6 protein-coding genes and 8 pseudogenes are annotated in these 13639 nt (G+C 39.9%); 6 read left to right on the top strand and 8 right to left on the bottom strand.

The genetic code is table 11. From position 1 onward, the window contains the following. Positions 1-16: 16 nt before the first annotated feature. Positions 17-544 (top strand): annotated as a pseudogene (locus E3U36_RS05640) (PI-PLC domain-containing protein); the annotation flags it as partial. A 56-nt stretch (positions 545-600) separates the two neighbouring features. Here the strand turns inward: E3U36_RS05640 and nqrM are convergent. From nqrM to E3U36_RS05600, 8 genes and pseudogenes are all read right to left on the bottom strand, one after another. After that, positions 601-828 carry a (Na+)-NQR maturation NqrM gene (gene nqrM, locus E3U36_RS05635; RefSeq protein ID WP_180817383.1) on the bottom strand — a complete coding sequence of 76 codons (228 nt, stop codon included), beginning with the start codon at positions 826-828 and terminating at the stop codon, positions 601-603. Positions 829-838: 10 nt separating this feature from the next. Then, entirely contained in the window at positions 839-1870 is a 1032-nt protein-coding gene (locus tag E3U36_RS05630; RefSeq protein WP_180817382.1) for an FAD:protein FMN transferase, read from the bottom strand. A gap of 79 nt (positions 1871-1949) precedes the next feature. Further along, positions 1950-3177 (bottom strand): annotated as a pseudogene (gene nqrF / locus E3U36_RS05625) (NADH:ubiquinone reductase (Na(+)-transporting) subunit F). A 15-nt stretch (positions 3178-3192) separates the two neighbouring features. Further along, positions 3193-3788: pseudogene (nqrE, locus tag E3U36_RS05620) on the bottom strand (NADH:ubiquinone reductase (Na(+)-transporting) subunit E). A gap of 8 nt (positions 3789-3796) precedes the next feature. Then, positions 3797-4433 (bottom strand): annotated as a pseudogene (locus E3U36_RS05615) (NADH:ubiquinone reductase (Na(+)-transporting) subunit D). Further along, positions 4426-5221 (bottom strand): annotated as a pseudogene (locus E3U36_RS05610) (Na(+)-translocating NADH-quinone reductase subunit C). Before E3U36_RS05610 ends, E3U36_RS05615 begins: the two co-directional pseudogenes overlap by 8 nt. Continuing rightward, positions 5214-6455 (bottom strand): annotated as a pseudogene (locus E3U36_RS05605) (NADH:ubiquinone reductase (Na(+)-transporting) subunit B). Before E3U36_RS05605 ends, E3U36_RS05610 begins: the two co-directional pseudogenes overlap by 8 nt. Positions 6456-6465: 10 nt before the next feature. Continuing rightward, positions 6466-7802: pseudogene (locus E3U36_RS05600) on the bottom strand (Na(+)-translocating NADH-quinone reductase subunit A). Positions 7803-8232: 430 nt separating this feature from the next. On the opposite strand from E3U36_RS05600, the gene E3U36_RS05595 reads away from it, so the two are divergent. The 5 genes and pseudogenes from E3U36_RS05595 (at position 8233) to E3U36_RS05575 (ending at position 13638) form a co-directional block, all read left to right on the top strand. Beyond that, the gene (locus E3U36_RS05595) at positions 8233-9156 is read left to right on the top strand and encodes an IS5 family transposase (RefSeq protein WP_180817381.1); all 924 of its coding nucleotides are present in this window, start codon (positions 8233-8235) and stop codon (positions 9154-9156) included. 136 nt (positions 9157-9292) lie between these two features. Then, a complete protein-coding gene (locus E3U36_RS05590; protein ID WP_180817380.1) occupies positions 9293-10030 on the top strand; it encodes a L,D-transpeptidase family protein in 738 nt (245 codons plus the stop codon). Between the two features lie 60 nt (positions 10031-10090). Further along, the gene (locus E3U36_RS05585) at positions 10091-10945 is read left to right on the top strand and encodes an IS5 family transposase (RefSeq protein WP_180817379.1); all 855 of its coding nucleotides are present in this window, start codon (positions 10091-10093) and stop codon (positions 10943-10945) included. Between the two features lie 169 nt (positions 10946-11114). Next, positions 11115-12911 (top strand): annotated as a pseudogene (gene frdA, locus E3U36_RS05580) (fumarate reductase (quinol) flavoprotein subunit). Beyond that, complete coding sequence (locus tag E3U36_RS05575) at positions 12904-13638, top strand: succinate dehydrogenase/fumarate reductase iron-sulfur subunit (protein WP_180817378.1); 735 nt, start codon at positions 12904-12906, stop codon at positions 13636-13638. The pseudogene frdA and the gene E3U36_RS05575 overlap by 8 nt, the downstream one beginning before the upstream one ends. Position 13639 lies beyond the last annotated feature (1 nt).

The raw sequence follows: 13639 nt of genomic DNA, 5'->3' as shown, positions 1-13639 counted from the left end.
TTTATTCAACAAAGCCATTCCGACCTTGAAGCAAGTACTGCAACAGTTTCCAGCGACCGATTTCTATATCGATCTAAAATCTCCCGATGCCGATCCTTACGAACAAGCAAAAGCAATTGAAAAATTGTTAAAAGAAAAAAAAGCGTTTCTACGTACTCGCTTTTATTCCACCAACCAAGCTTTCTTGAATGCTTTATCTGATCATGTACAACGTTTTGAAAGTCGTGATGAAACGCGTGATATTCTAGCAAATATTACCATGAATCATCATTGTGTGATTGATAAAAAAGTTAATACTCAGCGCTGGTATGGACTGGAACTGCGACGTAAAGTAGAAGTTGTGGAAAAATATACTCTTGGTGAAGCTCGCTCATCCTCAGATTTAGTTTGGGATCATGAAGCAATGAAATGTTTCCGCGCCAGCGGTGGTGCACATATCGTTTTATTTGGCATAAAAGATGAAGCTGATTATAAACTGGCTAAAGAACTAGGTGCAGATGAAGTTATGGTCGATTCACCTAAATATTTTAAAGATATAAGATAATAAAAAAATCAAAATATTAATAATCTCGTTATTAGTATTAATAACGAGATTTTTTATTAAATAATACGGTTGTTAATCTGCTGATGCTTTTGACGCTTTTCCATTGCTATACGTTTCTTGCGAAGCTCACATGGCTCCGGGCAATCACAAACTTTTTCAATGCCTATATTACTTAATCCACCACAACTTCCTTGAAGTTGCTTGCGTTTAATAATATAGCCAAGTGACATAGCAATAAAAGCAAGCAGGAAAAAAACCAAAGTAGCGATAAATATTTTTAACATAATGACTCCTCTACATTTTTTTTACTAAATAAGGTTTAAATGCTGAACTATAACGTTCTTCGAAACCTTTCTTAGTCGTAACGACCATGAAAACCGGTAAATTTAAACGTTCAGCTAACTCCATTCCTTTTTCAGCCCCCAACACATTTAGACCAGTAGATAAACCATCTGCCATCATGCAAGTCGGGGCGATAACAGTAATAGAAATCAAATTATGAATAATCGGTCTACCGGTCTTCGGATCAATAGTATGTGAATAATAAACTCCATCTTGTTCAAAATAATTACGATAGTCACCAGAGGTAGCAACTGACATATTTCCAGGTTCAATAATTTCTTGTACCGACTGTTCTAGCCCTTTATCCGAAGGTTTTTCAATCGCAATACGCCACGCTACACCTTTACCGTTATGGCCTTTGGTGCGGACTTCACCACCAATGTCGACCATATAATTATCAATATTTTGTGACTCTAAATATTCTGCTATAACATCAACGCCGTAACCCTTAGCGATAGCTGACAGATCTATATAGAGCTGAGGTATTTTTTTTATCAGGCTATTACCTCTAATCGCAAGTTTATCAATACCAATCCATTGCCGGCGCAACTGCAGCGTCTCTTCCGGTGGTGCTTTGGTTATCCTTCCTTCCGGGCCAAATCCCCATAAATTAACCAATGGTCCGATAGTAATATCGAGCGCACCATTGGTTAATTTATTAATATGAATTGCTTCTTTAATCACTGTCATCATGGCTAACGAAACAGGAAATGGCGTATTTACATGTTGAAATTGATTAAATTGGCTTAATTCAGATTTAGGGCGGTAAGTTGACATTTGATAGTTAACTTCTTCTAAACGGCTATCAATATCGTCACGCAATATTTCCCAAAAAGGATGAGATGATTCACTAACATACTTAACAACATAGTAAGTTCCCATCGTTTGCCCTTGAATACTCTTTTGCTCTGTCTCAAAACAACCACAAAGCATGAAAATAGTAGATAAGGTAATAATCAAATTGAATAATTTATTTTTTAGCATAAAATTTTTTTAAGCATATTAAGTCCATATTAACTCAATGATGACACAAAAAGTTAAAATACCGGAAACAATCAAACAATCAACCACCAAAATCATCTAATAAAATATTTTCATCTTCAACACCTAAATCTTTAAGCATCTTAATAACTGCGGCGTTCATCACAGGAGGACCACACATATAAAACTCACAATCCTCTGGCGCTGGGTGATCTTTCAAATAGTTTTCATATAAAACGTTATGAATAAAACCAGTATACCCTTGCCAGTTATCTTCAGGTATTGCATCTGATAGCGCAACATGCCAGGTAAAATTTTCATTAGCAGCAGCTAATTGATCAAAATCTTCAACATAAAATAATTCACGTTTTGAACGAGGCCCCATACCAAAAGCTGATTTTTCGTTTAGATTTTAAACGCTTTCATTGATCAAAAATATGTGACCTCATTGGTGCCATACCCGCACCACCACCAATAAAAATCATTTCCGCATTGGTTTCTTTAGCAAAAAATTCACCAAATGGCCCAGAAATAGTGACTTTGTTGCCTGGTGTTAATGACCAAATGTATGAAGACATAATACCCGGAGGTAAATCGGCAGCTTTCGGCGGAGGTGTTGCTATCCTGACATTTAGCATGATTATCCCATGCTCTTCTGGATAATTTGCCATCGAATAAACTCTTACTGTCTGCTGTTTTACTTCAGAAAGATAACGAAATAAATTGAATTTATCCCAATCTTCACGATACTCATCAGATACATCAAAATCAGCATAAGAAACTTTATGTGGAGGACATTCGAACTGAATAAAGCCACCTGCCCGAAATGGGACAACTTCTCCTGCTGGAATTTTCAATTTTAATTCTTTAATGAAAGTCGCTTTATTTTCATTCGAAATAACTTCACATGCCCAGTTTTTTACACCAAAAATTTCCTCAGGTAATTCGATTGCTAGATCATGTTTTACATTAACCTGGCAAGCCAAACGACATCCAGCTCTAGCTTCACGCTTATTAATATGGGCAAGTTCAGTCGGCAGGATATCACCGCCACCATGCTTGATTGTCACCCGACATTGGCCACAAGAACCACCGCCACCACAGGCAGATGAAACAAAAATTCCCTGACTGGACAACATATTTAATAGCTTGTCACCTGCTGGCGCAGCAAAACTCTTTTCAGGGTCACCATTAACTTCAATTTTTACATCCCCTGTGTTTACTAACTTAGATTTGGCAAATAAAATCATTGCCGTTAGAATTAACACAATTATGGTAAACATTGCTACACCAAGAATAATAATATCCATGAATTATTTTCACCCTTATAACTGTACACCGGAAAAAGACATAAAACCCAATGCCATCAAACCAGTAGTGACAAAGGTGATCCCTACACCTTTTAAACCCGATGGGATATCTGCATATTTCATTTTCTCACGAATAGATGCCACTAAAACAATGGCCAGCATCCATCCCAATCCTGAACCAAATCCATAAACAATAGATTCACTAAAATGATATTCGCGCTGAGCCATAAACGAGACACCACCAAAAATCGCACAATTAACGGTTATTAGTGGTAGAAAAATACCTAATGCGTTATAAAGGACGGGAAAATAACGATCCAAAATCATTTCTAGAATTTGTACTAATGCCGCAATTACACCGATAAAAGTAATGAAGTTTAAAAAATTAAATCAACGCCTTCTATCAGGGCACCATCACGTAGAATGAAATTATAAACTAAATTATTCGCAGGTACTGAAATACCCAGAACAACAGTAACTGCAATTCCTACTCCAAAGGCTGTTTTGACATTTTTAGAAACCGCCAAAAATGTACACATCCCCAGAAAAAAGGCAAGAGCCATGTTTTCAATAAACACAGCTCGAACAAACAAGCTGATATAATGTTCCATTGCGTCAGTTACTCCTTTTCAACCTGTGAAGGTTTCAATGTGCGCAGTCCCCAGTCCCCAAATCAACATACTTATGATGAAAAACGCGCTTGGTGCAAGCAGGAACAAGCCATTTGGCTGATACAAACCACCATTCTGAACCGATTGCAGAATAGTAATACCGAATAGTTTACCTGAACCAAATAGTTCTCTTAGAAAACCAACTAAAATTAAAATAGCACCATATCACAAACAATTACCAATACCATCCATAAAACTTTCAATTGGTGGTGATTTCATTGCATAAGCTTCAGCACGTCCCATGACGATACAATTAGTAATAATTAAACCGACAAATACTGGAAGTTGCTTAGAAACTTCATAAGCGTAAGCGCGCAGGCTTTGATCTACAACGATAACTACAGAAGCTATGATTGTCATTTGAGCAATAATTCGCACACTATTAGGAATATAATGACGGATCAATGAGATAAAAAAACTAGAAAAACCAGTGACTAAAGTCACAGCAATGGCCATCACAAGGGCGGTTTCTAATTTAGTCGTTACCGCCAAAGCCGAACAAACACCTAGAACTTGCAATGTAATAGGATTGTTATCCAATAAAGGTCCAATTAGCACGAGTTTAATCTCTTTACTATCAGCCATGATTTAACTCTCCTTTGCGTACTTTATTCAGAAATGGGCCAAAACCATTATTACCCAACCAGAAATCAAACATATTCTGGATACCGTTTGATGTCAGTGTTGCCCCTGATAGGCCATCGATACTAGAGGGACCATCTAATGCTCCACCACGCACAATTTTTATCGCCGGTTTCCCTTGTTGATTATAAAGTTTTTTACCAATCCATTGGGCGCACCATTGTAAATTATCTACCTCTCCACCTAGACCTGGCGTTTCACCATGAGAATAATAAGTTATACCTCGTGATGTCGTTCCATCTATATCAACAGCGATAAAAGCATACATTACCGACCATAAACCAGAACCATAAACCGGTAACCAGTGCGATGGTTTTTCCATTATCATCGTTGACTAAATAAATTTCTGCCGAGTTGGCTCTATAACGGATCTTAGCAACATCCTGTTCAGGAGATAATGCAATTCGGGTTTCATCATTACGTAGCTGACTATTAAGATCGAAGTTGCCATTACTATTTGATATTTCAGTTGTGTTGAAATCCAAAATCTTAGCGCTCATACGAGTATTATAAAGAGATTGTATCTCTTCAGCTGACATTTTTGGTTTGAGTAAACCAGCAACATCAAGAATATTACGTTGCTTATCTAATAATATTTGCGCTTGCTGTTTAGATTTCAAACCTACCGCTGCACCAGATACAACTACTGAACACACTAAACACAGAATAAATACCACAAGAAATGTTCTGCCGCTGCTATCTTTTGGATTTTTTATTTTATTGTTAGCCACGGGCTTTTCTCCGTTTAATATTTGCCTGAACTACCAGATAATCAAACAGAGGCGCAAATAAGTTAGCAAACAAAATTGCCAACATCATCCCTTCCGGATAAGCAGGATTAATGACTCTGATGAGAACACACATTACACCGATCAATATTCCGTATGCCCATTTACCTTTGTTGGTAAAAGAAGCCGAAACGGTATCAGTCGCCATAAACATCATGCCAAAAGCAAAACCGCCTAGTACCAAATGCCAGTAACCAAGGCATCGCAAATAAAGGATTAGTCGTTGATCCAATAACATTAAATAGATAAGACATTACCATCATGCCTATCAGTACACCGGCAACGATACGCCATGAAGCTATTCGGCAAAAAATAATCAATTCTCCACCGATTAAGATCATTAATGTTGAAACTTCACCAATTGAGCCTGGAATATTGCCCAAAAAAGCATCCATCCAGGTAACAGGCTGATGTGTCAAATTATTTATTAGTGCATGATCTCCGCCCCTAGCCCATTGTGATAATGGCGTAGCGCCAGAATAACCATCTGTCGCAGTCCAAACTAAATCACCTGAAATTTGCGCAGGATAAGCAAAAAATAGAAATGCGCGCCCAGCTAATGCTGGATTTAAAAAATTACGCCCAGTACCACCAAAAATTTCTTTCGCCACAACAATACCAAACGTAATACCTAATGCCGCCTGCCAAAGCGGTATAGTAGGCGGCACAATCAGGGCAAACAGAATAGAAGAGACAAAAAAACCTTCGTTGATTTCATGACCACGGAGCAGCGAAAATAATACTTCCCAAAAACCACCAACCAAAAAAATAACCATATAGATAGGTAAAAAATATACCGACCCAAGCAATATTTTACTTACCCAGCCTGCCTCTCTGGTGTTAATGAAGCGCCCAAAAATTGAGCAACTATATAGTGCCAATCAGAAACAAGGATCTTTTGCAACTCAGCTTCACTATGTAATTGATAAAGAGCTGGGATCGCTTGTGCACCGACATTATACATGTCCCAAAACATGGCTGGAAAAACCGACAGCCAGACTAAAATCATCATTCGTTTTAGGTCAATACTATCACGAACATGGTAACTCCCATGTGTGATGGTTACCGGAGTATAAAAAATAGTTGCCACAGCCTCATAGAGCACATAGTATTTTTCTAGTTTTCCACCGTGTTCAAAATGACGTTCATACTTTTCAAATAAATTTTTTAAGCCCATGTAGTTAACCTTATTGCTCAATTCTGGCCAATACCTCACGTAGTACAGGACCATACTCATATTTGGCTGGGCATACATAGGTGCACAGCTCCAAATCTTCTTCATCCATTTCCAAACAACCAAGTTGCTGTGAGCTGGCTAAATCACCAACAAGCAGATCTCGTAATAAATGAGTGATCATAATATCAAGTGGCATAATACGTTCATAATTACCAATAGGAACGATAGAACGTTCACTACCATTGGTCGTGGTGGTGAAATTAAACTGTTTATTTTTCAGGAAATGGCCAAGTGTTGTACGGGTGATAGTAAACTTATTTATTCCAGGCGCAATCCATCCAAATAACTCTTTTTCACGTCCTTCACTCAATACCGAAACTTGATTATGGAATCTTCCCACCCCGAGTATCATCACATTTATTGCCCCACAAGATTGACCTTGAAATAATCCTATTTTCGCCTATTTTTATTTCACCATCAGTTAACTCATAGAGATCAGCGCCTAAACAAGTACGAACTAAACGTGGTTTTTTAACTTGATGCCCAGCAATTAAGATAACGCGATCCGAATAAAGATGACCCGTTGTAAAAAGTTTACCAATCGCAATCACATCTTGATAATTTAAATACCAAACAGTTTTCTCTATACTTACCGGCTCTAGAAAATGGATATGGGTACCGACTAACCCTGCAGGATGTGGTCCAATAAATTGCTTATAAATAATTTTTTCATTATAAGTTAACTTGACTAAGTTGCCGTTTCCATGGCATAAATAAATTTTTCCTTCTGTTAATTTAGTCAATACTTTCAAACAATTATTGATTGAAAGCCGTTTCCTCCGCTGCAATAATCAACAAGGGATCAGCCGCCAGTGGACGCGTATCCATCGCAGTAACAAAAATTGCTTTTGGGCTAGTACCTGGCACTGGAGTATGGCTAAAAGGATGCGTTCGCAATGCTGTCCACAAACCTGACTGAAGGAAGTTAGCTTCTACTTGTTGATACGTTAATGTATCGATTTGATTATTATCATAGCGGTTAAATACGATTTGCTCATCGCCATTAATTTCAATAACAATAGATTGAAGAACTCGGCGTTCACCTCAATTGATTTTTATGATAGTGCCACAAGCCTGGCTGGTGAAAAATACGCCTGGATTTTTCTTATCTTCGAAAAGAATTTGCCCCTTTTTAACTTGCTCACATTCCTTCACCAACATTGAAGGACGCATCCCTATATACTCTTCACCCAATACTGCTACATGATGAATAACAGGGCCATCCTCTACTACTTGAGCGGTCACTCCTGCAATCGGGAGGTCGAGTCCTTTTTTAATTTTAATCATAAGAATTGCACAAGTTTATCAGTTAAACCCTAAGCTAACGATTGCAAATGAAATCAGATAGCAACCAATAATCAAAAGGCTGTTGAATAATTGAAACAAGCCAGCTAATGAATATAAACTAATTAATTACAATTTACCTATTATTTTAACGCAGATGATTTTATCAGTTCCCTCGCTTTCTGTCTGATAGAACAAGTGATTTAGTTCAAGCACATAAGAATAAATTGTTTAATATATTGAGCACACTTCGCAAAAAACGATCTTATAAATCATTTTTTTCGAAGAATGTCAGTATTTTTGCCAAAATAAGACAAAAATGACAGGAGACAAAATTATTAATTTTTAATATAAAAAAGGCTTTGTTGAATAAATCGAACTTTTAGGTGATTGGCGGAGCTGATCGCTAAATTCGTTTCAACATCAGGTCCCCATGGCAAAGCAAAAGTTTAAAATTACCAACTGGCCCGCGTACAACAAGGCACTCAGACAACGCGGTTCCCTGACGGTCTGGCTTGATGAGTCGGCCATCGCTGGATGGACTGACAGTTCTTCGCCTGAAGGTCGTGGCCGGCCGCTTTACTACAGCGATATGGCTGTTACCACTGTCCTGATGATGAAGCGTGTGTTTAACCTGTCGCTCCGGGCATTACAGGGCTTCGTTGATTCGATTTTTAAACTCATGTCTTTGCCGCTGTGCTGTCCGGACTACTCGCTGGTCAGCAGACGAGCAAAGAGCGTCAACATCAGCATAAAAACGCCAACGCGTGGTGAAATCTCGCATCTGGTCATCGACAGTACCGGTCTGAAGGTCTTTGGCGAAGGTGAATGGAAAGTCAGGCAGCATGGGGCTGACAGACGAAGAGTGTGGCGCAAGCTTCATCTGGCAGCAGACAGTGTGACTCATGAGATTATCTGTGCCGACTTATCGCTCAGCGGAACGACAGATGCGCAGGCACTGCCGGGCCTGATTAACCAAACCCACCGGAAAATCAGGGAAGTGTTAGCAGACGGTGCTTATGACGCCTGTTACTGCCACGACGCGTTGCTAAGAAAGAAAATCAGGCCCCTTATCCCGCCGCGAAGCGGAGCGAAATACTGGCCGGACAAGTACCATGAACGTAACCATGCGGTGGCGAATCAGCGTCTGAGCAGGAGTAATGATATGTGGAAAAAGAAAGTGGGTTATCACCGGCGTTCAGTGGCAGAAACAGCGATGTTCCGCATAAAAACTTTGCTGGGTGGCCATCTGAGCCTGCGTGACTATGAGGCTCAGGTAGGTGAAGCAATGGCGATGGTCAAAGCGCTGAACCGTATGACGTTGTTGGGTATGCCACACAGCGTCAGGATCGGATAACAGGTGTAGCAGAGGGAGCCATCCTGTCGGCTAATTCTGATTTATTCAACAAAGCCTATAAAAAACTACAATACAAATATATGATTAATATTTGTGTATTTTTTTTGTACAATACATCACTTTTATATGGAAGCTTATGAAACTCTCTTTTTTTATTAGCATAGGGATCTTTTCTCTGTCATTTTTTATCAATAATAGCTACTCAGCGACAAAGCTATATTACCCATCAGATAGCAGTAATAACGGCAAAAAATATTTAAATAATTCAATATTTATTCAAATTTTCAAAGAAGAAAGAGTGCTAGAACTCTATACTAAAAATGAAAAAGGCTTATTTTCACTATTTAAAAGTTATCCAATATGTAATTTCTCTGGTGGATTAGGACCTAAGAAAAGAGAAGGTGACTTAAAGAGTACAGAAGGGTTTTATCGCATCACACGCTCACAATTAAAACCTGATAGCAAATATTATCGCGCTTGTAATTTAGGTTGTCCCAATAAATACGACCAGGCTCATGGCTATACTGGCGCTTGTTTGATGGTACATGGTGGCTGTAAATCAATTGACTGCTACGCGATGACTGATAGCTATATAAATGAAATCTATCGTTATGTGGAAAATGCATTACAAAATGGTCAATATGAAATACAAGTCAATATATATCCATTTAAAATGACTTCTAACAATATGAATCGCCATCGTAATTCACGTTACTATACCTTCTGGCGACAACAGCAACCCGCGTATGAATATTTTACTAAAACAAGTCGATTGCCAGTAATTAATATTCAGCAAGGACAATACTTAGTAAACAAATTTACTAACCATCAATCATCGCCAGCTACAGCAGATGAAAGGGGCTTTGTTGAATAAATCGAACTTTTAGGTGATTGGCGGAGCTGATCGCTAAATTCGTTTCAACATCAGGTCCCCATGTCAAAGCAAAAGTTTAAAATTACCAACTGGCCCGCGTACAACAAGGCACTCAGACAACGCGGTTCCCTGACGGTCTGGCTTGATGAGTCGGCCATCGCTGGATGGACTGACAGTTCTTCGCCTGAAGGTCGTGGCCGGCCGCTTTACTACAGCGATATGGCTGTTACCACTGTCCTGATGATGAAGCGTGTGTTTAACCTGTCGCTACGGGCATTACAGGGCTTCGTTGATTCGATTTTTAAACTCATGTCTTTGCCGCTGTGCTGTCCGGACTACTCGCTGGTCAGCAGACGAGCAAAGAGCGTCAACATCAGCATAAAAACGCCAACGCGTGGTGAAATCTCGCATCTGGTCATCGACAGTACCGGTCTGAAGGTCTTTGGCGAAGGTGAAAGGAAAGTCAGGCAGCATGGGGCTGACAGACGAAGAGTGTGGCGCAAGCTTCATCTGGCAGCAGACAGTGTGAATCATGAGATTATCTGTGCCGACTTATCGCTCAGCGGAACGACAGATGCGCAGGCACTGCCGGGCCTGATTAACCAAACCCACCGGAAAATCAGGCCCCTTATCCCGCCGCGAAGCGGAGCGAAATACTGGCCGGACAAGTACCATGAACGTAACCATGCGGTGGCGAATCAGCGTCTGAGCAGGAGTAATGATATGTGGAAAAAGAAAGTGGGTTATCACCGGCGTTCAGTGGCAGAAACAGCGATGTTCCGCATAAAAACTTTGCTGGGTGGCCATCTGAGGCTGCGTGACTATGAGGCTCAGGTAGGTGAAGCAATGGCGATGGTCAAAGCGCTGAACCGTATGACGTTGTTGGGTATGCCACACAGCGTCAGGATCGGATAACAGCTGTAGCAGAGGGAGCCATCCTGGCGGCTAATTCTGATTTATTCAACAAAGCCCAATTTGTTATAAATTGCGAAATAATAATTTATTGTTAATTATTAATCATAATTAAATAACAATGCCGTAACAACATGAAGTTTATTTTCAATTAGTAATGGAGAAGCATAGTGTGCAAACCTTTAATGCTGATTTAGTCATAATAGGCGCTGATGGAGCTGGTTTGAGGGCAGCAATTGCTGCTACTGAAGCTAATCCCAATCTAAAAATTGCTTTAGTTTCAAAAGTCTATCCCATGCGCAGTTATACTGTCGCTGCAGAAGGTGGCGCAGCTGCAATTGCTCAATCCCATGATACCTATGATTATCACTTTAATGATACAGTTTCAGGGGGAGATTGGTTATGTGAACAAGATGTGGTTGAATATTTTGTGAAACATTGTCCAACCGAAATGACACAACTGGAATTATGGGGATGCCCATGGAGTCGTAAAAAAGATGGTACAGTGAATGTCCGTCGCTTTGGAGGAATGAAAATCGAGCGCACTTGGTTTGCTGCTGATAAAACAGGCTTCCATATGTTGCATACTCTATTTCAAACATCTCTCAAATACCCACAAATCCAGCGATTTGATGAACATGTTGTGTTAGACATTCTGGTTGATGAAGGAAGAGTACATGGCCTAATCGCTATCCATATGATGGAGGGCACTCATATTCAAATTAACGCAAAAGCCGTTATTATGGCCACCGGTGGAGCCGGCCGTGTTTACCGTTATAATACTAACGGCGGAATTGTTACCGGTGACGGTATGGGTATTGTATTACGGCATGGCATTCCATTACGTGATATGGAATTTGTCCAATACCATCCGACTGGCTTGCCAGGTTCTGGAATACTTATGACTGAAGGTTGTAGAGGTGAAGGCGGGATCCTCATCAACAAAGATGGCTATCGTTATCTACAAGATTATGGTTTAGGGCCTGAAACCCCTCTAGGTAAACCAGAAAATAAATATATGGAATTAGGCCCTCGAGACAAGGTTTCTCAAGCTTTTTGGCATGAGTGGCGTGCAGGTAGCACAATAAAGTCATCACGCGGTGATGTCGTGCATCTTGACTTACGCCATTTGGGCGCTGCGAAACTACATGAACGCCTACCCTTTATTTGTGAATTAGCCAAAGCTTATGTCGGCGTCGATCCCGTTACTGATCCTATCCCTGTTCGCCCAACCGCACATTATACAATGGGGGGAATTGAAACGAATCAGAAATGTGAAACATCAATTAAAGGTCTGTTTGCTGTGGGCGAATGTTCGTCAGTTGGCTTACATGGTGCAAACCGTCTGGGTTCTAACTCTTTAGCAGAATTAGTCGTTTTTGGGCGATTAGCTGGCATTGAAGCGGCTAAATATGACACTGAAGTCTCTCCAGCCAATAATAACGCCATTGAATTAAAAGCGCGTGAAGTTGAAACCAATTTAACCAAACTGATCAACCAAAAAGGTAAAGAGAATTGGGCTAACATCCGTGATGAAATGGGGATAGCAATGGAGTAAGGTTGTGGCATCTATCGTACACCTGAATTAATGCAAAAAACCATGGATAAACTGGCTGAACTTAAAGAACGCTTTAAACATATTGAAATTACAGACCATAGCAGCGTCTTTAATACTCAACTGCTCTACACTATCGAATTATGCTTTAGTCTAGATGTAGCGGAATGTATGGCTCATTCTGCTTTCTATCGCAAAGAATCGCGTGGTGCTCATCAGCGTCTGGATGAGGGTTGTACTGTCCGTGATGATGTTAATTTTCTAAAACATTCTCTTGCCTATTATAACTCACAAGGCGCCCCAAATATTGCTTATCGCGATGTGAAAATTACCAAATTAGCGCCAGCTAAGCGAGTTTATGGTGGTGAAGCAACAGCACAAGAGCAAGCAAAGAAGGAGCAGGTGAATGGCTAAGATGAAAAAACTGAAAATGGAAATCATGCGCTATAATCCTAAAACTGACGATGTCCCCTATTCTGTTACTTATGAAGTACCTTATGATGAACAGACCTCTTTACTAGATGCTCTCGGTTATGTTAAAGACCACTTAGCACCTGAGCTCTCATACCGTTGGTTTTGTCGTATGGCAATATGTGGCTCTTGCGGTATGATGGTTAACCAGATGCCTAAATTAGCCTGCAAGACTTTTTTACGGGACTATACCGATGGCTTAAAAGTAGAAGCATTAGGCAATTTTCCTATCGAAAGAGATTTAGTGGTAGATATGACCCATTTTATTGAGAGTCTTGAAGCTATTAAACCCTATATTATTGGTAATAATCGTAAAGTTAGTGATGGTCCCAATAAACAAACCCCTAGTCAAATGGCTAAATATCATCAATTCTCTGGCTGTATTAATTGTGGCCTGTGTTATGCAGCTTGCCCTCAATTTGGCCTTAATCCAGAATTTATTGGCCCTGCTGCAATCACACAGGCAGAACGTTATAACCTTGATAGCCGCGATAAAGGCAAAAAAGAGCGCATGCCATTATTAAATAGCGATAATGGTGTATGGAGCTGTACATTTGTCGGTTACTGCTCTGAAGTATGTCCTAAACATGTCGATCCTGCCGCTGCTATTCAGCAAGGAAAAGCCGCAAGCGCAGAAGATTTTATTATTGCTATGTTGAAACCAAGATAAG

The sequence above is a fragment of the Arsenophonus endosymbiont of Aphis craccivora genome (assembly GCF_013460135.1).
GTDB lineage: Bacteria > Pseudomonadota > Gammaproteobacteria > Enterobacterales > Enterobacteriaceae > Arsenophonus > Arsenophonus nilaparvatae.
Note: the sequence above shows the minus strand (reverse complement) of the source record. Positions and strands in the feature narration are given on the sequence as shown.